This is a genomic window from Roseibium algicola, assembly GCF_001999245.1.
GTDB lineage: Bacteria > Pseudomonadota > Alphaproteobacteria > Rhizobiales > Stappiaceae > Roseibium > Roseibium algicola.
Window position 1 is genome coordinate 131,323 of record NZ_CP019631.1, and the last position, 23,482, is coordinate 154,804.

Genomic DNA, 23,482 nt, shown 5'->3' on the forward strand with positions numbered 1-23,482 from the left:
GTCAACACCAAAAGTCGCAATGAAAAATCTTACACCCATGCAGGCCGCTTACTGGACCGGGCGCGAGGCCAAGGGCTTCCTCGGAAATGTATCAGCTCATCTTTATGTGGAATTCGATGGCAACAACATCGATCCGACCCGGCTGGAGGAGGCGGTTCGCAAACTCTATGAAACGCATGCCATGCTTCGCATGCAAATCACGGCGGATGGCCGGCAAATCATTGGAAAAAAAGAAGAAAGCCTGTCTTTCGAGGTTGAGGACCTGAGCCGTCTCAAGCCGCAAGCACTCGCCCATCGACTGGCGGAAAAGCGGGAAAGCTGGACCAGTCGATCGCTGGACCTTGTTAGCGGTGAGACGTCCGCATTCGGACTTAGCCTTCTACCCGATGGTGCAAGCCGTTTGCATGTCGACACGGATATGGCGGCGATCGATCCGCCGAGTTTCTGCCTCCTCATGGAGGACCTTGCCCGGTACTACGAAATGCCCTCATTGCCGGTGGAGCCCGGGGAAAGCAGCTTTTTCGACTGGCTGGACGCCAAAGCCGATGATGCGGATTTGCACAGGCGTCAGCAGGAAGACAAGCGCTGGTGGCAAGAGCGTCTGGATGACATGCCGCCGGCTCCCGACCTGCCGGTCGTTGCCGCTGGCCAACGGGTCAAAAACGGCAGGCTCGCCGCCTATCTGTCGCCTGCTGAACGCAGATCACTGGATGAAACCGCGCGCCGGCTGCGCGTGACGGTGTCGGCGTTGATGCTGGGGTTGTTCGCCGCCGTTGTGGGCGGGGCCACCGGCAGCGGCCGTTTTCGTCTCAACGTGCCGATGTTCTGGCGTGCTCCTTACACCGCTGGTGTCGAGCGGCTTGTCGGAGACTTTTCCAACACCCTCATTCTGGCGGTCGATCTACGGCCCGGGGAGACCTACGAAGAGGTTTGCAAATCTCTGGCCGACAGAATGCTGGACCTGCTCGCCCATTCTGCCTATCCGGGTGTCAGCGTGATGCGTGATCTGTCGCGCCATCAACGGTCCCTGCAGTCTGCGCCCATCGTGTTTACCTCCGGCCTCGGTCTGCCGGGGGGAGGCCTCTTCTCCGAACGTGTCCGCCAGGTTTTCGGATCAATGAACTGGGCCGTGTCACAAGGGCCGCAAGTTGCCCTGGATGCCCAAGTTGCGGAACTGGACGGTGGTATCCTGGTCAACTGGGATATCCGCTATGATGCATTGCCCGAAGCCTGGGTCGAGGCCGCGTTCAAGAGCTATGAGCGGCTCGCGAGGAAAGTTGCGGCCGATCCGCGGTCACTTGGCGAACTGGCAGTTTGCAACGTCATGACGTGCGGTTCTGCAAGACGGCCCGCTACATACACCCAAGACATGCTTCTGGAACTTTTGAACCGGCTGGCGCCGGGCAGGGTGACTGGCAGTGACGCTGACATGCATCTCCCTATCCGGGATTTCGGACTGGGCGAGGGCGATCTTGCGGACTTCGTCACCTTTCTCAATCGTTACATTCCGTCTGCAGCCATTGCACCGGAGGACATTGGTCCTGCGAGCACAACGGCCACCCTGGCATCTCTGATCAACGATCGCTCCGGCAAGGCGTCGGACAGCATCGCACGAGCTTTTCTGCAGGCGGTTGGCGCAAGTAGCCGGATTTCGCTTGCAGCTCAACCTGCCGAATAGATCCGCTGGAGACATCATGACATCCGAACTGACGTCGCTGCAGCGCGCGTACCTCCTTGGCAGAAGCGAATATGTGCCTCTCGGCGGTGTCGCGATGCAGGAGTTTCGAGAGTATCGCGGTCGCTTCAACCTCGCTCTTCTGGAGCGCCGATTGCTCCATCTGGCAGAGCGATATGACAGCCTGCGGACGGTTGTCGATGGCCAACGCCAATCGAGGCACGTCCTGGCAACGCCGCAGGTCGATTTCCTCCGCATCGATCTGTCCGACCAGACGCCGGAAAGTGCTGAGCAAAAGATCGCCGAGTTGAAGCAGGGGTTTACCCATGAGCTGTTCGATCTGACTGCACCGCCCTGGCGGGTCGTCGCGTTCCAGCTGCCCGAAACGGCCGGCAAGACCGGAGATGACTGTGCAATCTTCTTCCGGTTCGATGCGCTGATCCTGGACGGTTTTTCCATAGCTGCGCTGATGGTTGAACTGTTCGAGGATCGACAGATCGAATCCGCGGCAAGCTTGCCTGTTCCTTCTGCCATACAGCCGATCAAGAGCCAGAACGAGGCTGATGCAGACTACTGGAGGGCCAAGCTCGGGTCTTACGAAGGCGTGCCGAAGCTTCCCTGGGCGAAATCTCTGGAGACCATTGGAACCTCTCGCTATGCGCGCGCCGGTTTGACGATCGATGCAGCACGATTCCGCAAGCTCACGCGCATGGGGGCAAAGGCGGGCCTCTTTCGCAATACGGTGCTGTCGGCCGTGATCCTGGAAGTTCTGTCGCACTGGTTGAGCGAAGGGGGGCTTCATGTCGGCGTACCGGCGGCCCCGCGAACGGAAGGGGGCTACCAAAACGGGTCGACGTTCTTTGCCGTCGCTTGGGACGGGCAGGGAACCGACGATTTTGTTGCCAGGGCAAGGGCCTTGCAGGACGACGTTCTGGAGGGGCTGGATCACCTGTCGTTTTCCGGCGTCGACATCAGCCGGTTCCTGATGGATCTCGGCGGTGGTGCAAGTGGTGTCGCCCTGCCGGTTGTCCTCACGAACGGGCTGTCCTGGCCAGTGCTCTCGTCCGATGCGCACGTTCGCCTGCATGACGGCCTGACACAGACACCGCAGGTCGCATTGGACATTCGCCTGGGTGCGTTGGCCGACGGAGGTCTGGTGATCGATATCGATCATGCTGTCGAGGCTATCGAGCGCACCGTCGTCGACGATATTCTTACAGCCATCGACAGGGCCGTGACCGCTATCTGCGAAAGCGAAGAGCTTCAGGTCGAAGCGCGAAACGTGCTGGATTTCGACCACTATCGGTTCAACATGCCGGAGGAGACTTTTGCCGCCTGCGGGTTCCTGAGGCGCATTGCCGACAACATGTTTTCAACACCGCCGGAAAACGACGCGCTTGTCTGCGGTGCCCGTCGGGTCTCCTATGCAGAGCTCGGCAGGGGCGTGCACAAGGTGCTGGCGTCTCTCGCGGCCCGAAACCTTCAAAAGGGAAATGTTGCGGTTCTTGCGCTGCCGCGTTCTCCTGAACAGACGATGGTGACGCTGGCCTGTGCGCTGCGTGGGGTAACCTGGGTTCCCGTGGATGCTTCTGCCCCAGAAGAGCGCAGAAAATTTCTCTGCGACAATTGCAAGCCAGACCTTGTCGTCGGAACGCAGCCGGTTGAGGGCTACGACGTCGTTTCTGCCGAGACGCTGCTGCAGGGAGAACCCTCCGGCGACGTATTTGACTTCATGCCGCCGCTTCAGGAGCTCTCGTCCAGTCCGGAGGCTGCCTACTATCTTTATACGTCAGGCACGACCGGGAAACCGAAATGCGTCGTGCTGTCCAACCGATCGACCGACAACGTCATCGGCAGTACCAATGCGGAGTGGGAAATCACTTCGGGTGACATCTTCATTTCAGTCAGTCCATTGCATCACGACATGTCTGTCTACGAGGTCTTCGGGTGTCTGACCGCTGGCGGAACGCTGGTTCAACCCGCTGAGGGCGAGGAGAAGGATGCGGTTCGGTGGAACCAGCTGATTGACGCGCACGGCGTAACGATCTGGTCCTCGGTTCCGACCATCTTCGAGATGCTGCTTTCCTGCCGTCAAGAGCCGGAACTTGCCAACTTGCGCCTGATCAACCAGGGCGGCGACTACCTCAAACCGGCGGTGATCGCAGAAGTAAGGCGCAGCAACCCGGCTATCCGATTGAGTTCAATCGGCGGACCGACCGAAACCACGATCTGGAGTATCTGGCACAGGATCTGTCCGGAAGATACAGGCAACATACCTTATGGCCGACCGCTGCCGGCAAACCGGTATTTCGTGCTCAACGAGAAAGGCGAGCACTGCCCTGTCGGTGTTGTTGGCCGTATCCATTCTTCGGGTGTGAACACGGCGCTCGGATATCTGGAAGACGGCGAGTTGCGGCAGCATGACTTCGTCGTGATCCGGGATGAGCACGGAGAGCCGGTTCGCGCATTCCGGTCCGGAGACCGGGGGCGATACAGGCAGGACGGACTGATCCTGTTCGACAGCCGCGTTCAGGGTTACGTCAAGGTGCGCGGCGTCCGCATTTCCATGCCTGACGTCGAGAATGAACTTGTGAAACACCCTGACGTGGCCCGCGTTCTACTGACGGATCTTGGAGACGAACGCCGTGGGGAAACCGAATTGGGCGCCCTTTATGAACCGGTTCCAGGAAGCGGACTTTCCGATGCGGACCTTCGGAATTTTGCAAGACAGCACCTGCAGGAATCCCACGTTCCGGCTTACTTTTTGAAGGTGGATAGCATTCCGCTGTCTGCCAATGGAAAACCGGATCGAAGGGCTGCAAGGCAATTGTTTGCAGATTTCCCTTCCAGGCAACCGGTGCCGCAAAGGAAAACATCCTCGGCAAAACGGCGGCTTGTCGACATCTATCTGGAGGTCGTCGGCTGCGGATCAACGTCAGCCGTAAATGGGGCTACCGACTTCCTGTCGATGGGGCTTTTACCGTCGCATCTCAAGACGATCGCTCAGCGCATCTCCGACGAATTCGGCGTCGCTCTGCCGCCAAAGCAACTTCTCACGTGCCGAAACGCGAATCAGGTGGAGGAACTCGTTTCCCGAGAGCTGCCTTGATTGGCCTCAAGACGTTCCGTTTTCCAACCTTGCGAATAATTCCGTCGTCATTTGACATCGAAAAAGGAGTTTCGTTCATGCCGGACATCGGTCCAACCGGTGAGATGCCGCTGACGCTGCCACAGCTCGACTTCTGGGAAGAATTCACCTTTCATCCCGACCAGCCTGTGTCGACGGTCGCGCATTACATCGAGCTTGAAGACGACATAGACGAGCTTGCGTTGACCAGGGCGATCACACGCACCATCCGCGAGGCCGAGATCCTGTCGGCACGGTTTCGGGTGAGCCCGGATGGTGGAGCGCCGGTTCAGGTCTGTGATCCGGAATTTCTGCCCGCGCTTGTACAGGTGGACTTGCGCGAGGAAGCCGAGCCACTGGAAGTTGCCAGAAAGCGGATGGAAACCGATCTGGCCGCAAAGCTGGATTTGCGGCACGATAAACTGTCGGCGCATGCGCTTTACCGCGTCGGGGAGAGAAAGTACCTCTGGTACATCCGCGCTCACCATATCATCGTCGATGGCTATGGTCTGGCGCTGATCGAACAGCGTTGTGCCGAGCTGTACAATCATTATCGCGGCAAGGGCGATGCCGGTATGCCATTCCATCCGCTGGCAAGTTTTCTATCTGAAGAGGCTCGATATCAGGAGAGCCGGCAGTGGAACGACGACAAGGCGTTCTGGTCGGACTTTTTCGCAAGTGCCGCCGACATCGAAGTTTTGGAGCGGGGAGATGAAGACTATGGTGGCCCCGGGTATCACGCTCAGGTTTCTCTAACTTCGGAGTTCACGCGAAACCTGCAGGCAACCGCTGCGACGGTTGAAATTGGCTGGCCGGATCTCCTGACACTGCTCTGCGGTCTCTATCTTCTGCGCGAACGGGCCGGTCGGCAGATGCCGCCCGAGAATGCGTTGACACTCTGGCTTCCATTCATGAGCAGGTGGGGCAGCGTGGGGGCGCATTTGCCGGCGCTGCTGGTCAACATTCTGCCGTTCCGGATGGAGGTGAACAGAACCGACACCCTGGCAGATTTTCTGAAAGGCTCGGCCGCTGAGCTGAAACGCCAAAGACGGTACAGCCGCTACCGTATCGAGCAGATTTCACAAGACCAGGGGCTGACAGAAGGCAGCCGGTACTTCTTCTCTCCCCTGATCAACGTACTGCCCTTCAATGCACCGGCTTTCACCGGTTGCAGGTCTCGCCGCCATATTCTTGGCAGTGGCCCCGCTGACGGTTTCAATCTCACCTTCCGAGGAGAGGATGACGCAAGCAACCTAACCCTGTGCCTGGACGCCGATCCCAGCCTGATGAGCACACAGGCTTTCAGCGAGCACGAAAAGAAACTGCCGTCATTCCTGTCAGATGCACTTCAGCCGGAATGGCTGACACGACCGGTCGGCGATGTCCTTGCAACGACCTGCTCCTCGGCTCTGTTTGACGCAGCTGTGCAGCGATTTCCGATGTAGTGACACGTCATCAGGGACTGACTGTCTTTGGGAGGGGTGGGCAGCGTCCGCTGAAAAACAAGTGGCAAGCCGGTCGGATACGAGTTGGACTACCGGCAAGGTGGCGGCGCGAAACTCTCTGTTATGGCCATCGTGGCAGGCCAGACAATTCTGGTCTTGTGGCTGTTGTCGCGCAGCACTTGCAGAACTTCCCTCGCGATTGTTCGCCCGAGCTGCTCCAGATCGATCTCGAATGCCGTTACCGGCGGGTTGAGGAAGCGAAGGAGCTTGCTTCTGCGGAGTGTTGCAACCGACAGGTCCTTGCCCGGTGAGAGCCCGGCTTCCTGAAGGGCCGAGTAAACGCCAAATGCCATCAGTTCGTAGTTCAGCAGCAGCGCGGTCGCCCGGTTGGGCATTTCCAGAATCTGGCGGGTCACCTGATTGCCGCCGGACTCGCTGACTTCACACTCGAAGATCAGACCGGGATCGAATTCCAGCCCCGTTTCGGCAACTGCGTTTTCATAGGCTTCGCGCAACACACTGGCGATGTTGGATCGGGTCGGCGGCACGGTAATGGCAATGCGTTTATGCCCGAGGGCCACCAGCTTGCGGATTGTCTGATCGACATATCCTTCGAAATCGAGATCGATCCAGGGGTGCTGGTCTTCCAGGCGTGACCGTCCGAGTGTCAGGAATGGGAGCCGTGACTTGAGCAGGAACTCGATCCGCGGATCATTCTTCATGGTCGCGGTTACAACAATGGCATCCGCCGTGCCGCGCGCGATAACACGTTTCAGAAACTCCGTCGGATCGTTGGCGGAGTGGCAAGGCAGGATGATGAGATCATAGCCCTGGTCGTCGAGTTCGGCCTGCATGGCGTCTATCACGCGCATGAAGAAGTTGTCGCCGCTCCTGAGTTCCGACTGCCCGGTTTCAAGCATGAAGGCGATTGTCTGCGTTGTTCCACGACGCAGCGAACGGCCCGAAGCGTTCGCACTGTAGCCGAGTTCAACTGCAGCATTGAGCACGCGCTCTCGGGTCTTTGCGTTTACATCCGGCTTGTCGTTCAGCGCTCGCGAAACGGTTCCGATAGAGATCCCAAGATGTTGCGCGAGGTCTTTTATGTTCAAGGACAGGGGCTCCTGAAAAGATTTCCGAAAACGTTTACGAAACTTCTTGACACAAAGTTCCATCGTAATCTAGCGTCGTAAACGTTTACGGAGCCCGGAAAGACGAAAGGTCACAACCGCGCCCGATGGGAGGAAATCACATGCAGACCGCCGTCATGGTGGGGTGCGGAGCCATGTCCGAGGGCTGGCTACGTGCACTTCAGGACATCAACTCTTCCGGCAAGCGGGTCGAGATTGTCGGCTTTGTCGACCTTGACACGGACCTTGCGCAAAAACGTGCTCAGACCTCCGGATTCGGCAACGCAGAGGCCGGAAACGATCTGACGGAACTGCTGTCCAGGCTGAAGCCAGACCTCCTGTTCGATATCGTCGTGCCATCCGCCCGCAACGAGGTGGTGACCCAGGGCTTTGCTGCCGGCTGCGATGTACTTTCCGAAAAACCGATGGCGAACTCGCTGGATGAGGCAAAAGCGCTGCTCGACGTGCGACGGGATCAGGGCAGGTTGCATGCCGTGATTCAGAACCGCCGGTTTCTGCCCGGCATCCGGCGTGCAAAACAGTTTCTGGACCAGGGTGGCATTGGGCGGATCGCGGAGGTCCATTGCGACTTCTTCATCGCACCGCATTTCGGCGGGTTCCGGGAGGAGATGGATCATGTGCTGTTGCACGACATGGCAATCCACACTTTCGACGCGGCCCGTTTCGTCGCCGGGCTGGAACCACGCCGGGTCTTCTGTCACGAGAGCAATCCGTCCCATTCCTGGTACCGCCACGGAGCCAGTGCCGCCGCCATCTTCGACTGCCATGACAATGTAACCATGACCTATCGCGGCTCGTGGTGTGCGGAAGGCGCACGCACGGACTGGGAAGCCTCCTGGCGGATCATCGGATCGCGCGGAACTCTTTTGTGGGACGGCAACGAAGGCTTCCGAGCCGAAATCGTGAAATCGGCTGAAGGCTTTCTGTATCCGCTGGAAGAGGTCGAGGTACCCGAATTGCCCGCATCGCTGGAGGCCACCGGCCATGCAGGCGTCATTGCCGATTTCCTGGATGCGCGCGAGACCGGCAGGGCCGCTCTCACGGATTCCGCCGACAACATCCGCTCACTCGCCATGACGTTTGCTGCAATCCGGAGTGCCGAGGAAGAGCGCTTCGTCGAGATAGATATCTGACCCGAGGACATTCATTCATGAGCAATCCTGCAAAATCCATTCGCATCGGAACGATGATCGCCGCCACGGGCGGAGAAGCTGCGAGGCGGATCGATGAAATCGCCGATCTCGGGTTTGAAAGCTTCGAGCCGTTCTTCTGGCAGACGACCAACGGGCAGGACCTGGCCGAGCTCGGCAAGCGCTGTGTCGAGGCGATCGGCGACCGGGACATCACCATCTCGACCCTGGGCATGTTCGGGAACCCGCTGGAAGATCAGCCGCTGGACCGGGACACCCTGCAGGGATGGAAGGACTGTATCGATAACGCCCATCACTTCGGCGCTACTTGCGTCGCCGGCTTTACAGGCAGGATCCGTGGCAAGCCCCTGGAAGACAGCCTGCCCAAATACAGGGAAGTCTGGTCGGAGCTGGCAAAACGTGCCGCTGACAAGGGTGTCAGGATCGCTTTTGAAAATTGCGCCATGGACGGGAACTGGCAGACCGGCGATTGGAACATCGCCCATAATCCGGATGCCTGGGAACTGATGTTCAACGAAACGACGGACGACAATCTCGGCCTGGAATGGGAGCCTTGCCACCAGCTTGTCTATCTGATCGATCCGTTGCCGCAGATCCGCAAGTGGGCCGACAAGATCTTTCACGTGCACGGCAAGGACGCCACAGTCCGCCATGATGTCATCCGGGAACACGGCATCTTCGGAAAACATCCGTTCGTCTTCATGCGCACGCCGGGTTTTGGCGATAGCAACTGGACAGACATCATCAGCGAGCTGCGTCTTGCAGGGTATTCAGGCTCCATCGACATCGAGGGCTGGCACGACCCGGTCTATCGCGACGAGCTCGAAATGACCGGCCAGGTGCATGCGCTCAACCATCTGAAAACTAGCCGGGGCGGTGCCTTCATACCGGGAACCGGCAAATACGAAGGCGGCGATCCCTCACTGACCTAGGGCAACGCCGTCCGTCATTCATGTCGCATACAGGGAGGAGACCCAAAATGGACTTGAAATCAATAGCATTGGCAACATCCGGGCTGATCGCGCTGGCTTCAACCGCCGTTGCCGATCCGGTCGAGCTGGATCTGTGGACCATCGACGACCCGGGCGAATATCACTACGTCATGGCCGACGAGTTCATGGCCAAGCATCCCGACATCAAGATCAACGTGCGGACCGTCCAGTTCGAGGACATGGTCAATGACCTCGCACGCGGCGTGGCGACTGGCGATGCTCCCGACATCACCTATATCGACAATCCGGAAGTGGCGCTGTTTGCTTCTCGCGGACTGTTGCTCGATTTGAAACCCTATATCGAGCAGTCCGATATCGTGAATGCCGACGACATCTTCCCGGGACCGCTGTCATCGGTCAGCTACGAGGGTGGCATCTATGGCATTCCGCGTGGGGCGAACACGATCGCTCTCTACTACAATGCCGACATGTACCGGGCGGCCGGGCTCGACCCCGACAACCCGCCACGCACCTGGGACGAGCTTTACGAAGCCGCCAAGGCGCTGACCAAGCCGGAAGAGAATATCTACGGCCTCGCTTTTTCTGCGGTTGCGACCGAAGAGGGCACTTTCCAGTTTTTGCCCTGGCTGCAGATGACCGGTGGGGATTACGACAACGTCGACACGGACGGGGCGGTACGAGCGCTTTCACTCTGGAAGAAAATCCTCGACGAAGGACTGGCCTCGCCGGACACGCTCATTCGCGGTCAGTGGGACAGCACCGGTACTTTCAATGCCGGGACCGCCGCAATGTCGATCTCGGGACCCTGGGAACTGCCCCGGATGAGCTCGGAAGCCAAGTTCGATTTCAGGGCTGCGCTCCTGCCCGCACCGGACGAGGGAGCGGACCGTGCCTCGGCGCTGGGGGAGGGCGACAACGTCATTCTGGCCAGCACCGACAATCCGGATGAAGCCTTCCTGTTCCTGGAGTTTCTCTATGACAACATGGACCGCGTCTGGAATGAATTCGGCTACCTGCCGGCTTCCAAGGTCGAGGTGAAGGATCCCAAGTATCCTGAAATCTATGCGGTCTTCGAAGAATCGATGAAATATGCCCGCAACCGCGGACCTCATCCGCAGTGGCCGCGCATCAGCAAGGCGATCCAGACCGCAATCCAGTCGACACTGACCGGTCAGGCAACGCCTGAAGATGCTCTCGCTGCCGCGCAGACCAGCATCGACAAGGTCCTGAAGTAGGGTCTGTTCAGGCGGGGTTTTGCGATGTTCGCCCTGCCTTGGGGTGTGTGCTCGCGAGCCGTCCGACCGGACGGGAGCGCACACCCTTTTTCATCCGCCATGGAGGAGGAGACGGATGCTCAACTTTACCAGACCGTTCCGGGACGGGGCCGGTTTCGACACGATTCTCGTGACGCTGGCACTCGGGTACCTGGTTCTGTTTTCGGGTTTTCCGCTCGTTTACAACCTCGTCATGTCGTTTCAGGAAGTGGACTTGTTTTCACTCGGATCCTTCGACAGGCCCTATGTCGGTCTCGACAATTACGTTGATGTACTGTCACGTCCCGAGGCCTGGGGCATCTTCCTCAACACCGTGAAATTCGTCGGCATCTCGGTCGCTGCGCAATTGTCCATCGGTTTTGCCCTGGCAATGTTCTTTCAGCAGAATTTTCCGGGAAGCACCTGGCTGCGCGGGTTGTTCCTGGCAGGCTGGATCATGCCGGCCCTTGTTGTCGGCGCTGTCTGGAGCTGGATCCTTGCAGGGGATTTTGGCGTTCTCAACCATGTCCTGTTGTCTCTCGGCCTGACCGGTGAGCGTATCTTCTGGCTGTCCGACCCGAACGTGGCCCTTTATTCGGTCATCCTCGCCAACATCTGGCTGGGTGTTCCGTTCAACATGATCCTGTTGTCCGTCGGACTGGCGGGAATTCCGGAGGATACCTACGAAGCCGCCGAAATGGACGGTGCGAATGCCATCCAACGGTTTTTCACCATCACCTTGCCAATGATGCGCGCCCAGCTCGGAGCGGTGATCTCACTGGGTGTCATTTTCACCCTTCAGCAGTTCGACCTGTTTGCAGCCCTCACGCAGGGCGGTCCGTCGAATGCTTCCAATGTCTTCCAGTACTGGAGCTGGCAATTGTCGTTTCAGTACTACGAGATTGGCGTCGGTTCGGTGATTTCGGTTCTGATGATCCTGTTCGTGATTTTCGTTGCCGCGGTCTACGTGCGGTCCACGCGCCACGAACAGCTAGCTTGAGGCGTCGAGCGATGATGAAAAAATATGGCCTGACCGCGATCGCGCTCTGTCTGGTGAGCTTCTATCTCTTCCCGCTTTACTGGATGTACATCACGGCCCTGAAAAGCGGCACGGAAATCTTTGCCAATCCACCGACGTTCTGGCCGGAAAATCCGCAATGGATGGTTGGCGAAGTCTGGACGCGCCTGAAGATGGACGTCTACCTCTGGAACTCGCTTCTGATTGCCTCGGGGGTGACGATTATCGTCGCCATTTGCGGCACGGGCTGTGCCTATGTTCTCTCTCGCATCCGCAACCGCTGGATGGACGTGGTGCTCTTCATCGTTCTGATGATGCAGGTCTTGCCATCCTCCCTGATGATCACGCCGATTTTCGTTGCCTTCAACCAGGTTGGCCTCAACGAGGTGCCAAGAACATCGGTGATACTGGCGCAGGCGGCGAAGGTTCTGCCGCTCTATATCGTGCTGTGCCGCGCAACCTTTCTGCAGGTGCCAAGGGAGCTGGAAGAAGCCGCGCTGGTCGACGGCAACTCGCGGATCGGTGCCTTCCTGTCCATCATCGTCCCGCTTGCAAGAAACGGCATTCTGGTGACGTCGGTGCTCATCTTCCTGCAGTCCTTCGGGGAATATGTCTATTCGCGCTCCCTGATCACGCAGCGGGCGCTACAGCCGGCGACCGTCGGTCTGCAATCCTTCATGGGCCCCAACACGTCCGACTGGTCCGGTGTGATGACCTACTCCGCGATCTACGTGACGCCGGTTCTCATCATATTTGTGTTGCTGCAACGCCAGATCGTCAGCGGCCTGACCTCCGGAGCCCTCAAATGAGCTATCAGATCGAGCTGGAAAACATCCAGAAATATTATGGCGCCTATCACGCGCTCCGCGACGTCTGCCTGCAGATCCCCAAGGGACAATTCGTTGCTCTGGTTGGGCCTTCAGGATGCGGCAAGTCTACCTTGTTGCGCACCATCGCCGGACTGGAAAAAATCACCAGCGGCACGATGCGGATCGCGGGGGATGCGGTCAATGATAAGGCTCCACGCGAGCGGGACCTGGCGATGGTGTTCCAGTCCTATGCCCTTTATCCGCACATGACCGTTCGGCAGAATCTGACCTATTCCATGCGGCTTCGGAGACGCCCCAAGTCCGAAATCGACAAGGCGGTGGAGGAAATTGCCCGCGTGACCGGGTTGGGCGAACTTCTCGACAGATATCCGCGGCAACTCTCCGGTGGGCAGCGCCAGCGCGTTGCCATGGGCCGGGCCATCATCCGCAACCCGAAGGCGTTCCTGTTCGACGAACCGCTTTCCAATCTGGATGCAGCGCTCCGGGTGCACATGCGCTCCGAAATCCGGCAACTGCACAATCGCCTCGGTGCGACGTCCGTCTATGTGACCCACGACCAGATCGAGGCGATGACAATGGCCGACCAGGTGGTGGTCATGCGAAGCGGGGTAATCGAACAGAAAGGCGCGCCACTCGACCTTTACGACAGGCCAGTGAACAAGTTCGTTGCGGGCTTTATCGGCTCCCCGGCGATGAATTTTGTCGATGGCGTCGTAGCGGAGGGGGGCAAGAGTGTTGGTCTTGCTCTTCCCGGGACACCGGAGATCGCATTTGAAGGACTGCAACTGCCCGGTCAGAAGGTAATAGTCGGACTGCGGCCGGAACACCTGATGGTCGGGCAGGGGGATACCGGAAATGAAATGACGCTTCCGGTATCGCTCGTTGAGAGAACGGGGGCAGTCTCCTACGTGCTCACCGACACGGATCCCGGGCTCCTGATTACTGCTCCGGTTCGTGTTGAAGATGGCGTTCGGTCGGTCTCCGTTTCGATCAAACCGGAGCACATCCACCTGTTCGACAGGGAAACCGGCAACGCCCTCCTGCACGCGTGATATCCCAGCCGTCCAATTGAGTGTCTGCGGATCGGAAACTCCTGGCAAAGGGGCTCCTGTCCGCTGGCGACTGTCGTGAATATCGATGTTGCGGCGGCTGGGAAAATGATCATTTAAACAGATCATTCTGATAGAAATTATATCGCTTAAATAAAACGTTCGATCGGTGCTACTTCAGGGCCACCCAATGACCTGAAGTGTTGCAGCGTTAATGACCCGGCTAAATTGCTCTTCCATTCCTTTTGCGTTCCCAATTAGGGATGGCGCCGCCGCAGGGGTCCGGCCTTGCGGGCATTTCCGTCGCGCTGTTTGCCCCGCGGATTGAGCCTTTGAGCAAAATCCCTTTGTAACAACGTTAGGCGAACCACCGCGACTGCGAAACCTCTCAAGGGTTGCCAGTCTCACCATCGCCTTTTGGCAGTGCCGCACGGTCGCTCCTTGAGGTTTTGGCAGCGGCAACAAGAAGAGACCTTTTCACTCGTAAGACAAAAATAAACATGCATGCGCATGCAAATATATTGACGATGGTAAGGCTCTAACTATATTGCATGCACATACAAATAAAATGAGAGCCAACTTGATGAGTGCCGTTACAGTTTACACCGACTACGTCTGTCCCTTTTGCCTGCTCGCAGAACAGGTTGTGACGACGGCGATCGGTGACAGGAAGATCCCGATATCCTGGCGGGCCCATGAATTGCGGCCCGACCCGGTGCCAACGCTGAAGCCTGAGGATCCTTACCTTCCGGCGATCTGGAACCGGTCGGTTTATCCGCTTGCGGAAAGCCTTCAGGTGCCAATCAAGCTGCCGTCGATTTCGCCTCAGCCACGCACCAACAAGGCTTTCGAGCTTCTGGCCCTGGCACAGGATCAGGGGTTGGATCATCCCTATTCGATGCGGATATTGCGCGCCTTCTTCCAGGAAGATCGCGACATCGGCGATCCCGAGGTTCTTGTCGCATTGGCTGCGGAAGCGGGGATCGACCCGGATGAAGCCCGGCAGGCTCTCGAAAGCGGGGCCTATCGCGAACGTCACCGTGAAGCACTGCGCCATGCCCGCGAAGACATGGTGATCACGTCGGTTCCCACGATCGTGGTCGGGGATCAGATTTTCCGGGGAGTGCCCCCGCTGGACGAGTTGCTTCAGGCGATCGACCGGTTGGAAAGCGCCCCCGGCAATAGCGGCCGCTCCCGTTAATCGACGCGGCCAAGTCTAAAGGCATCCGCCTTCACACACTCTCAATCTACGAAAGGAACATGCAATGAGTTGGGTTTATCTCGGAATCGCCGTGATCTTTGAGATCGCGGTCGCAATAAGTGCCGGAAATGCAAAAGGGTTCACACGGTTCGGGTGGACCGTCGCAACCCTCGTGAGCGGCGCTATCGCCACCTTCTTCCTGAGCCTTGCGCTCCTCACCTTCGATGTCGGTGTCGGATACGCAATCTGGACCTCCGTCTCAGGTGTCGGGATCGTCGTCCTGGGGGCGCTGTTCTTTGGTCAGCAGCTCAACTGGAAGAAAGGCCTCGGCATTGTCTTCGTCATTGGCGGCGTTGTCGGCCTGCGCCTGAGTGGTGCTGCCTGAGCACCTGAAACACGAAGTATCTCCTCCAATTTTCTTCTGATCAAAAGGAACAGCAAATCATGGATACGCACCAGAAAACCCAGGGCAATGGCGGCGCATGGGGCATGCTGATGCTCGCCAGCGCGTTCGAAATCGGCTATGCGCTCAGCGTCGGCGGCAGCCAGGCATTCACTATTCCGAGCTGGTCAATTGCCGCCGTCGTTTTCTTCCTGCTCACGCTTTACTTCCTCAGTGCCGCGCTGAGAACCATCGACGTGGGGATCGGCTATGCCGTGTGGGCAGGGATCGGCTCGGTCGGGGCTGCCGTCTTCGGCAGCTTCTTGCTCGACCAGCCGTTGACGCTGATCCAGGCAGTCTGGCTGGGTGTCATTATCGCAGGTGTCGTCTGGCTGAAGCTGGCCGACAGCCCGAAGCTTGCGGCGACAGCCTGATGGGGATGGATCGTTCAGAACGCCTTGACCAGCTCATGGAGGAGGCCGTCGCCTTCTCCGTGGATCATGTCCACAAAGGCGGCATTCCCTTCACCGCTCTTGTCGTTGACGGAAATGGCACAGTAATCGGGCGCGGTGTCAACCGCGTTCGGGATCATCATGATCCAACCGCGCATGCGGAAGTCGACGCGATCCGCGACGCTTGCCGCACGCTAAAAACTCCACATCTGCATGGGGCCATTCTGCTTGCTTCAGGCGAACCTTGCGCGATGTGTTACATGAGCGCGCTTTATGCAGGCATCTCGCAGGTATTCTTTGCCGCCGATCGTGATGAAGTGGCAAGGCACGGCTTTGATTATCGAGGTTCCTATGGGCTGTTTGCAAGTGATCCGTTGGCCTGGCAGTCGCCTCGCGTGGCCAAGCTGGCCGTTCCCAAAGCCATGCGGCCTTTCCAGAACTTTGCCGCGATGAGCCGCATTTCCGACTAATGGCAGTTACTTGTTTCTGCGCTTGCATGAGCATACAAATGCTCATGCAAGCGCAGAACACTCGAAGGTTCAGATTGATCATGTCCAATAGCAGTGGTTCGTGGCTCAGGCTGATCCACGCGGTCGCCAATGTCGAAGCAGACCTCGCAAAAGTCTTGCAAGACCGGCATGGCCTCGGTCTGTCGGATTATCGCGCCCTCGAGATCCTCTCCAAATCGCCCACGTCCGAATTGCGAATGCAAGAACTGGCTGCCCATCTGCAGCTGAACCAGAGTTCCGTATCACGCATGGTCGAGCGTCTGGAGCGGGGTGGCTTCACGGTTCGTGATCTTTGTCCGGGCGACAAGCGCGGTGTCTACACCGTTCTCACCGACAAGGGACGTGCACATTTTGAAAGCGCGAAGCCCGATTACGAGAATGCACTGGAGAATGCCCTCAAGGAGCACGGCGGTGCCGAGTTGCTGCTTGCACGATTTGGAAATGCGGAAGACGTGGTCTGATTGGCCATTTGCGGTTGCGTTGCCGACCAACGGCAAACTTAAAACGGAATGCTGAGCCTGAGAGAGCCGCTGTTGGTGGCCAGATTTTCGGAGAACCGGCCATTGTATTCCAGGCGCAGGTCGACCCCTTCAATGGATGTGAGCTGAAGGCCGGCCCCGATCGAGGCAAACAGATCCTCATGTTCGAGAGACGTCTTGAACGACCCGGTTCCCCCGGCGCGGTTGGTGAAGCGTGCATCTGTTTCCCATTGGTCACTGGACAGGAACGACACACCGAGTTTTCCATATACACGCAGGTCCTTGCCGTCCTTGTAGCGCAGGCGGCTTCCAATCTCGATAGAAGGCGTTGCGGCAAAATTCCAGTGGCCGGTGGAGTCGAATTCAAGTCCGTAGTCACCGCTTTCCCGGTAGTCGCCGACCCTGGAGTAGATAGCGTCGAAGTCGACATAAGGTTTAACGTAGACGTTGGTTGCCGCGAAGGTGCGTGCGATCCGTGCTCTGACGGAGCCAGCCAGCACATCGGGAGAGCTGGAGATCGTCTCGGAAAGATCGGAGATCGACAGGTTACGGTCGAACCTGGTTGCTCCGTAACTGCCAGCGGCAGCGGCCGAAAGGGTCCAGGCCCCTATCTCCCGCTTCAGGCTTGCCCCGAGATACCCCGCCTTGCCGTCTCCTTTCACGGTTCCGGAGGCCTGTGAAATCCATGTTTGCTGAAAGGCAGCAGCGCCACCGATGAACCAGCCAGGCGCTATTTCCCGTTGTCCTCCCAGCTGGTAGGTCAGCGCGTTAGCGTTATAGCTCGGTGAATTGCCGATGGCTGAGCGGTGGCCCGTTCCGCCGGTTGCGCGTGCCCAGCCACAGGAGCCTTCGGTTATGCCTGCGCCATCGCCTTCGAAGACAGGACAACTCATCAGGCTGTCGCCGAAGGACAGCATTTCGAAGGTCTGTTCGACGACGGCAGCAAGCCCGGTGCGCGGCAAAAGCTGGTTCAGGGTGTCTGCATAGCTTCCGGATTGATTGTCGACCTCGTCGGCAATGGCGCCGAACAACGTGCCGAAGATGTTGTTGCCGCCGCGATCCCAGATATTCTGCAGATTTTCCGCAACGGCCTTCTGATCCCGGTTGAGTTTCACCTTGCCGTTGGGGGTAAAGTCGGCGCCGGTTACCTGGAAATAATAGTCGGAGCCTTCCGGATTGAACAGGTAATCGAAGATGAGAGAGTCCTGCGGGGTGAGGGTGCCTGTAACAGACCCGCCGACCGACAGAACTTTCGTCTTCCTATCCGGAAGAAGGCTGATGGTCTTGAGACCGAGTGTGCCTGCAAGCGTCGCGTCGCCGCGCACTTCCAGCCAGTCGGAATCGAAATTGTTCAGGTCGATGTCCGCGACCAGAAAACCCTGTGCGCTTTGCGTGAAATTGCCGGTAATCACTGTCTTGCCGGGGTCGCGTGCGCGGCCCAAAACGAAGCGGCCGTTGTTGACGACATTTGCATCGTACAGATAGCCGTCAGCAAGGGTGTTGGGTGAGTTGTTGGTGACTGTACCGGCGCTGCCGCCGTCGGCATTGGTCAGGACGACATCCCCGAAAAGAGACGCAGTGTCGTTGACGGTAACATTGAGGATTGCCCCGTCAGCCGTCGTGCCCGTTCCGGTATACCAGATCGCATAGGAACCTGTGTCGTCGGTGCCGTCGCGAGATGCGCCTGACTGGACAATGGCATTGTCGTTCAGAGCCAGCGTGTTGTTGAGCCCGTTGGAGACCCTGATGGCCGCGGCATCCGTATCCGTGCCCCCCTGGACGTTGCCTTGTCCGTCAACCGTGATCCCGATTGTGCCGTTGCCGTCTGCGCCCTGGCTTTGCGCAAAGACACCCGACGAACGCGATCCGGAGGCATAGACCTGACTTGCGATTTCCAGATCAATAGCGCCCGCGGTTCCCGTGCTGTCTGTTGACATGAGGCCAGCCACGCCGCCGGTGCCGGTTCCGGATATACCGCCGCCGCCGCCGATGGACTGAGCGATAATACCGATGGACTCGTTACCCGTGACGGTGATCGGCGCGTCGATATCCAGTGTGATCTGGCCACCATTGCCGCTGGCGCCGCCGGAGGTCAGGTTCGCGGTGGCGTTGGTCATGGAACCGCCGGTCGCATCGCCCGCCAATCCACCGCCACCACCGATGGATTGTGCCACCAGGCCGAAAGCGCCGTCGCCGCGGGTCTGGATGCCCGCGCCTCCGGTTAGCTGGAACGTCACCGCGTCACCGTTGCCTGCCGCACCGCCCGTGCCGCCGATTGCCAGATCAAGCCCACCTTCTACGCTACCGGTGACGCCATAACCACCGCCGCCGCCGATGGACTGGAGCAGAACGCCATGAGAGCGGTTGCCGTAGGTGGCAATCGTCGTGTCCATCGTCAGATCGATTGTGCCGCCATTGCCGGCCACACCGCCAGAACCGCCAACAGAGACGCTCAGCTCACTGCCGTCGACGCGGGTTGTCTCTGCGCTGCTGCCGACCCCGCCGGTGCCGCCACCACCGCCGATTGACTGGGCAACCAGGGCAGCAGCATCATTGCCGCTGGTGGTGATCGTTACCGCGCTGGTGTCATAGGTGTGAACTTGGCCGCCATCGCCGCCTGCACCGCCTGTGCCGCCGCCGTCGCCACCGATTGCCAGTGTGCCGGTCTGGTTGTCCGAGCCGTCGCCACCCTGGCCGCCACCGCCACCGATGGACTGCATCGTCATGCCGGTGGCTGCAAAACCGGCCGTGTTGACGAAATTGCTGTTGCCGTCTGCCAGCCAGACGGCGACTTCACCGCCGTCCCCGCCGGAGCCGCCCCTGCCGCCGACGGCAAGCTCGATGGAGGCACTGACTTCGCTGCCGCTGGCGGTGGACGAGCCGCCCTGACCGCCGCCGCCGCCAATGGATTGCAGCACGACCCCGTCCGCCCAGGCACCTTTCGTGATGATCTGGCCATCATGGTAATATCTGACCTGATTGCCGTCACCGCCAGACCCGCCGCCGCCACCGACATCGACCGTGAACGAATAGGAAGCTCCCGCATCCGACAGGCGCTTGATCTGTTTCTTCAAGGCCCCGATGGCGTCAAGAACCTTGTGGGACGACGCGTCATTGCCGAGCGATCCGCCGATCCCGCCGCCGCCGCCGATGGATTGCAGCACGACACCGTCCGAGTCGCCGCCGAAGGTTTCGATGCGGCCGTATTGTTCGGCGTAGATGGTACCGCCGTTGCCGCCGCTTCCACCAATGGCTCCAACACCCAGGGACATGCTGCCGGAGACGCTGCTGGCGCCAACGCCAAGGTAGACGGTGCCACCCTGCGAATTACCGCCACCGCCACCGATGGACTGCCCGACCAGACCCTTGGAGCCCGATCCCTGCGTCTGGACCGTGTAGCCGGCAAAGTTATGGATCTCGACGGAGGAGCCGTCACCGCCCGAACCTCCCTGGCCACCCAGGGAAATCTTCGCTTCCAGCGAAGCGATACCGCCTTGCGAATAGGCGTTGCTGTTGCCTAGGCCACCGTTACCGCCGCCGCCGCCAATCGATTGCGCCAGAACGCCATGGGCACCGTCACCAAAAGTGAAAAGCGTGCTTTCCGGGGCCAAACTCGTGAGTTTCGTTGCAGTAGTGCTGCCTGAATTGGAAGACGAGCCGTAGGTTCCGAGGGTTACGTTGACTTCCCCGCCATTGCCGCCGCCGGATGTCGTGAACGCATAATCCGAATTGAAGTCGCTCAGGACGTTGCCCGTGCCGCCGCCCAGAGCAACGGTAGCGGTGGATTCCACAGTGTCCTTGTCGCCAAGCGTGGCTGTCAGCGCGGAGGCATCGCCGCCGTTGCCGCCGCCGCCACCAACCGATTGGGCCAGGATCCCGTGAGAGGCGTCGCCGATTGTCGTGAGCCTGGAGGGTTGGTCGTAGGTGATGGTCACGTCGCCGCCGGCTCCCGCATTGCCGCCGTTGCCGCCTACCGTTGCCACATAGTTGAAGGCGAGGGGAACGCCGGTGCCGGTTGGAGCGGCAACCAGGAAATCGCCGGCGGATGTCGAGCCGCCATTGCCGCCACCGCCGCCAATCGATTGCGCTAGAATACCGGTGGCATTGTTGGGGGCGTATTTGGAGGTGGAAGACGCGGAAAGTCCGGTGGCGATGGTGCCGCTTGAAAGATCGATTGTGACGTCGTCCCCGTCGCCTCCGTCGCCGCCGCTGCCGCCGAGGACAAAGGCGGCGTTGAAGCCGATGGTCGCGTCAAAGTAATTGGCGCTGCCACCCGTGCCCCCACCACCACCGATGGACTGTGCGAGGACAGCTGTCGACTGAGCGCCGGAGGTCGCGGCGTAAAACTGGTTCTGGGTCAGGGAAACGGTTCCACCGTCACCGCCATCGCCGCCGCTGCCCCCCATCTGGAAGGCGAGGAACGAAAGGACGCTGAAATTCTTGACGCTGCCGCCGTTGCCGCCGCCGCCGCCGATGGACTGGGCGATCAGCCCAGGTGCGAATACGCCGGTTGTGGTGATGTGCGCGTTGCCGTTGCTTGTGGCAGCCAGAAGTGAGGGAAGGTCGGAGTAAACGCATCCGCCGGTGTTGTCGACGCAGACCTCGCCGCCGTCACCACCGAGGTCGGCGGAACCGCCGACGCCGATGGAGGCGATGGTCGACAGGGTTTGCACGCTGCCGCCGTTGCCGCCGCCGCCGCCAACAGACTGGAAGATGGCTCCAGGAGAATAGCCGCCGGAGGTGACGATGGTTCCGATGTTCGGAATGGCGACCGTTCCGCCATTTCCGCCCGCTGAGCCCTGACCGCCTACGCCGACAGTGCCGGTGCTGTCGCCGCCGGACCCGCCGCCGCCGCCAATCGATTGCGCCAGAATACCGGCTGAGGAAGCGCCTTTGGTCCTGACGGTGTCCGTATTCGAAACGCCGACGTAACTTCCGTTGGACGTTGTCGATCCGGCAGCGCTGCCGCCAACGCTGACAAACCCGCTGGAAGATCCCGCGGCACCGCCGCCACCGCCGACCGACTGGGCGATGATGCCGAGCGAGTTGAAGCCGTTGGTCGTGATGTCCGCGCTTGAGTTGACCGTTACGGTACCGGCTGCGCCTCCACCGGCGCCATCGCCGCCCAGTCCAACCAGGGTTGAGGCATCGATCCCGCCGGTTCCGCCACTTCCTGCGATCGACTGCGCGACGACACCGAAGGCATGGTCTGCTGCCGTTGAGACCGTCGCACTGCCAAGCGAAAGGGTGACGTTTCCGGCATCGCCGCCATTGCCGCCGTTGCCGCTCTGACCGCCGAGAACACTCTGAAAATCGCTCCCCGTTCCGCCGCCGCCGCCGATGGAGTGCAGCGCGATGGCTGCGGAAAAAGCGCCGCTTGTCTCAATACTGGTATCGCCTGAGACAGTGACGGAAACCGCGCCGGCATCGCCGCCGAAACCGCCGCCGCCACCGGTGCCGGCGAGAGCCGTGCCGTCGCCGCCGTCTCCGCCTTCACCGCCGATACTCTGTGCCAGCACGCCGTACACATTAGCGCCACTTGTCTCGATGGATTTTCCGTCTTGAAGAGATACCGACACGGATCCTGCCGTACCGCCATCGCCGCCGCTATGATCCTTGGTGGGGCCGGTGCCCCCCTTGCCGCCGAGGCTTTTTGCGCCGATTGCTGCGCTCGGTTCGTAGCTGCCGCCGGTAACATCGAGGACGAGCCTGGCTGAGTTGGTGATCGAGACGTTGCCGCCGTTGCCGCCATCGCCGCCGTCGTCGCTGTTGTCAGTCGAGGCGGTGCCGGCGCCGCCTTCGCTTAACCCATAGAGAACGAACAGGCCGTCGCCCCCAGCCGTGGTGACGTCCCAGTAGATGTCGCCGTTCATGGCGTTGTTGATCGTGACTGTTCCACCAGCACCGGCATTGCCGTTGTTATCGCCGCCTCTACCGCCAAAGGATCTGGCGATGAAACCGCCGCCTTCTCCAAGCCCCTGAAAGCGGTTGCTGCTCGAACCGACGGTGAAGCTGCTCGGGGCGGTGTTGTTGACGGTGACGCTGCCGCCGTCACCGCCCTTGCCGCCATATTGGTCGGACAGGACGCTGTTGTTCTGGTTGCCTCCTGTTCCGCCGTTGCTTTCGGCAACAAAAATCGCAAATCCGAAATTGGCGTAACCAACGGCGGTATAGCTTGCAATGCCGTTGTTGGTGACTTGAACCGAGCCACCGTTGCCGCCCGCGCCACCGTTCGAATTGTTATCCCCGTTGGATTGATCGCCTTCGCCGCCGCTGGATTGGGCGAAGATGCCCATTGCAAATTGGCTGACTTCCGACACGCTGATGTCGATATTTGACTGATTGCCGATTGTAACTGTTCCGCCAGCGCCGGCTGCGCCGGAGTCCTCGCCTGCCGCCCCTCTGGACTCGACATACCAGTTTGCGTAGATGCCCTCGCTGGTTGGGATAACCATACTCTGCTGGCCGTAATTCTGGATCGTGATGCCAGGGGCCTGGGCGCCAGCGGTTGCACCCGTTGCAGTCAGATTGACGTCGGTGACCTCCGTGCCGGAATTGAAGGTGCAAACCCAAGGATCGCCGGAATCGTCACACAGGGAATCCGCCAGGGCGGGGGCTGAAAGGCACAGGCTCGCAACGGATGCGGTGGACAGCAACAGCGATTTAACGCGAATGTTTTTTCTGACCGAAGGACGGGAGACCTGGTCTTTTCCTTCGGTTGTAAGGCCGAGGCCCATTTTCTTATCCCTGAAACAATTGGCTTAAAAAGTTTTGAGACGGAACTTTTTGCTCTTCCTCGTCAGGAATAAC

At 59.5% G+C, this 23,482-nt stretch carries 16 protein-coding genes; 14 read left to right on the forward strand and 2 right to left on the reverse strand.

Going from position 1 to position 23,482, the window contains the following annotated elements; genetic code table 11:
- The first annotated feature begins 19 nt into the window (after nucleotides 1–19).
- From B0E33_RS28900 to B0E33_RS28910, 3 genes are all read left to right on the forward strand, one after another.
- Nucleotides 20–1,678: a condensation domain-containing protein gene (locus tag B0E33_RS28900; protein ID WP_077294042.1), complete on the forward strand. Its 1,659-nt coding sequence runs from the start codon at nucleotides 20–22 to the stop codon at nucleotides 1,676–1,678.
- Nucleotides 1,679–1,694: 16 nt separating this feature from the next.
- Nucleotides 1,695–4,784 (forward strand): AMP-binding protein, encoded by a 3,090-nt coding sequence (locus B0E33_RS28905; protein ID WP_077294046.1) that lies wholly within the window; start codon nucleotides 1,695–1,697, stop codon nucleotides 4,782–4,784.
- A gap of 77 nt (nucleotides 4,785–4,861) precedes the next feature.
- Nucleotides 4,862–6,247, forward strand: a complete 1,386-nt coding sequence (locus B0E33_RS28910) for a condensation domain-containing protein (protein WP_077294578.1) — start codon at nucleotides 4,862–4,864, stop codon at nucleotides 6,245–6,247.
- A gap of 89 nt (nucleotides 6,248–6,336) precedes the next feature.
- Here B0E33_RS28910 and B0E33_RS28915 read toward each other — a convergent pair whose 3' ends face one another.
- Nucleotides 6,337–7,356, reverse strand: coding sequence for a LacI family DNA-binding transcriptional regulator (locus B0E33_RS28915; protein ID WP_167579697.1), 1,020 nt, complete (start codon nucleotides 7,354–7,356; stop codon nucleotides 6,337–6,339).
- Nucleotides 7,357–7,496: 140 nt separating this feature from the next.
- Here B0E33_RS28915 and B0E33_RS28920 point away from each other — a divergent pair, with 140 nt between their 5' ends.
- The 11 genes from B0E33_RS28920 to B0E33_RS28970 all read left to right on the forward strand — a co-directional run bounded on the left by B0E33_RS28920 (nucleotide 7,497) and on the right by B0E33_RS28970 (nucleotide 16,654).
- Nucleotides 7,497–8,528, forward strand: coding sequence for a Gfo/Idh/MocA family protein (locus B0E33_RS28920; RefSeq protein ID WP_023001540.1), 1,032 nt, complete (start codon nucleotides 7,497–7,499; stop codon nucleotides 8,526–8,528).
- Between the two features lie 17 nt (nucleotides 8,529–8,545).
- Nucleotides 8,546–9,478, forward strand: coding sequence for a sugar phosphate isomerase/epimerase family protein (locus tag B0E33_RS28925; RefSeq protein ID WP_077294052.1), 933 nt, complete (start codon nucleotides 8,546–8,548; stop codon nucleotides 9,476–9,478).
- Nucleotides 9,479–9,525: 47 nt separating this feature from the next.
- A complete protein-coding gene (locus B0E33_RS28930) occupies nucleotides 9,526–10,734 on the forward strand; it encodes an ABC transporter substrate-binding protein (RefSeq protein ID WP_075281840.1) in 1,209 nt (402 codons plus the stop codon).
- A 115-nt stretch (nucleotides 10,735–10,849) separates the two neighbouring features.
- On the forward strand, nucleotides 10,850–11,752 hold the full coding sequence (locus B0E33_RS28935; protein ID WP_077294055.1) for a carbohydrate ABC transporter permease: 903 nt from the start codon (nucleotides 10,850–10,852) through the stop codon (nucleotides 11,750–11,752).
- Nucleotides 11,753–11,763: 11 nt separating this feature from the next.
- Nucleotides 11,764–12,579: a carbohydrate ABC transporter permease gene (locus B0E33_RS28940; protein ID WP_023001536.1), complete on the forward strand. Its 816-nt coding sequence runs from the start codon at nucleotides 11,764–11,766 to the stop codon at nucleotides 12,577–12,579.
- Nucleotides 12,576–13,652: an ABC transporter ATP-binding protein gene (locus tag B0E33_RS28945; RefSeq protein ID WP_077294058.1), complete on the forward strand. Its 1,077-nt coding sequence runs from the start codon at nucleotides 12,576–12,578 to the stop codon at nucleotides 13,650–13,652. The genes B0E33_RS28940 and B0E33_RS28945 overlap by 4 nt, the downstream gene beginning before the upstream one ends.
- A gap of 580 nt (nucleotides 13,653–14,232) precedes the next feature.
- On the forward strand, nucleotides 14,233–14,850 hold the full coding sequence (locus B0E33_RS28950; protein ID WP_077294061.1) for a DsbA family oxidoreductase: 618 nt from the start codon (nucleotides 14,233–14,235) through the stop codon (nucleotides 14,848–14,850).
- Nucleotides 14,851–14,914: 64 nt separating this feature from the next.
- Nucleotides 14,915–15,235, forward strand: coding sequence for a DMT family transporter (locus B0E33_RS28955; protein ID WP_077294064.1), 321 nt, complete (start codon nucleotides 14,915–14,917; stop codon nucleotides 15,233–15,235).
- 59 nt (nucleotides 15,236–15,294) lie between these two features.
- Nucleotides 15,295–15,666, forward strand: a complete 372-nt coding sequence (locus B0E33_RS28960) for a DMT family transporter (protein WP_077294067.1) — start codon at nucleotides 15,295–15,297, stop codon at nucleotides 15,664–15,666.
- On the forward strand, nucleotides 15,666–16,154 hold the full coding sequence (locus B0E33_RS28965; protein WP_077294069.1) for a nucleoside deaminase: 489 nt from the start codon (nucleotides 15,666–15,668) through the stop codon (nucleotides 16,152–16,154). Before B0E33_RS28960 ends, B0E33_RS28965 begins: the two co-directional genes overlap by 1 nt.
- Nucleotides 16,155–16,234: 80 nt before the next feature.
- Complete coding sequence (locus B0E33_RS28970) at nucleotides 16,235–16,654, forward strand: MarR family winged helix-turn-helix transcriptional regulator (protein ID WP_077294072.1); 420 nt, start codon at nucleotides 16,235–16,237, stop codon at nucleotides 16,652–16,654.
- Nucleotides 16,655–16,692: 38 nt separating this feature from the next.
- Here the strand turns inward: B0E33_RS28970 and B0E33_RS28975 are convergent, their stop codons facing one another.
- Nucleotides 16,693–23,409 (reverse strand): autotransporter outer membrane beta-barrel domain-containing protein, encoded by a 6,717-nt coding sequence (locus B0E33_RS28975; protein WP_077294075.1) that lies wholly within the window; start codon nucleotides 23,407–23,409, stop codon nucleotides 16,693–16,695.
- Nucleotides 23,410–23,482 lie beyond the last annotated feature (73 nt).

What these genes read in the sequence shown, in the direction of transcription:
- B0E33_RS28900 (WP_077294042.1), top strand. Translation starts at nt 20, where the DNA reads ATGAAAAATCTTACACCCATGCAGGCCGCTTACTGGACCGGGCGCGAG.
- B0E33_RS28905 (WP_077294046.1), top strand. Translation starts at nt 1,695, where the DNA reads ATGACATCCGAACTGACGTCGCTGCAGCGCGCGTACCTCCTTGGCAGA.
- B0E33_RS28910 (WP_077294578.1), top strand. Translation starts at nt 4,862, where the DNA reads ATGCCGGACATCGGTCCAACCGGTGAGATGCCGCTGACGCTGCCACAG.
- B0E33_RS28940 (WP_023001536.1), top strand. Translation starts at nt 11,764, where the DNA reads ATGATGAAAAAATATGGCCTGACCGCGATCGCGCTCTGTCTGGTGAGC.
- B0E33_RS28955 (WP_077294064.1), top strand. Translation starts at nt 14,915, where the DNA reads ATGAGTTGGGTTTATCTCGGAATCGCCGTGATCTTTGAGATCGCGGTC.
- B0E33_RS28925 (WP_077294052.1), top strand. Translation starts at nt 8,546, where the DNA reads ATGAGCAATCCTGCAAAATCCATTCGCATCGGAACGATGATCGCCGCC.
- B0E33_RS28935 (WP_077294055.1), top strand. Translation starts at nt 10,850, where the DNA reads ATGCTCAACTTTACCAGACCGTTCCGGGACGGGGCCGGTTTCGACACG.
- B0E33_RS28920 (WP_023001540.1), top strand. Translation starts at nt 7,497, where the DNA reads ATGCAGACCGCCGTCATGGTGGGGTGCGGAGCCATGTCCGAGGGCTGG.
- B0E33_RS28950 (WP_077294061.1), top strand. Translation starts at nt 14,233, where the DNA reads ATGAGTGCCGTTACAGTTTACACCGACTACGTCTGTCCCTTTTGCCTG.
- B0E33_RS28970 (WP_077294072.1), top strand. Translation starts at nt 16,235, where the DNA reads ATGTCCAATAGCAGTGGTTCGTGGCTCAGGCTGATCCACGCGGTCGCC.
- B0E33_RS28965 (WP_077294069.1), top strand. Translation starts at nt 15,666, where the DNA reads ATGGGGATGGATCGTTCAGAACGCCTTGACCAGCTCATGGAGGAGGCC.
- B0E33_RS28945 (WP_077294058.1), top strand. Translation starts at nt 12,576, where the DNA reads ATGAGCTATCAGATCGAGCTGGAAAACATCCAGAAATATTATGGCGCC.
- B0E33_RS28930 (WP_075281840.1), top strand. Translation starts at nt 9,526, where the DNA reads ATGGACTTGAAATCAATAGCATTGGCAACATCCGGGCTGATCGCGCTG.
- B0E33_RS28975 (WP_077294075.1), bottom strand. Translation starts at nt 23,409, where the DNA reads ATGGGCCTCGGCCTTACAACCGAAGGAAAAGACCAGGTCTCCCGTCCT.
- B0E33_RS28960 (WP_077294067.1), top strand. Translation starts at nt 15,295, where the DNA reads ATGGATACGCACCAGAAAACCCAGGGCAATGGCGGCGCATGGGGCATG.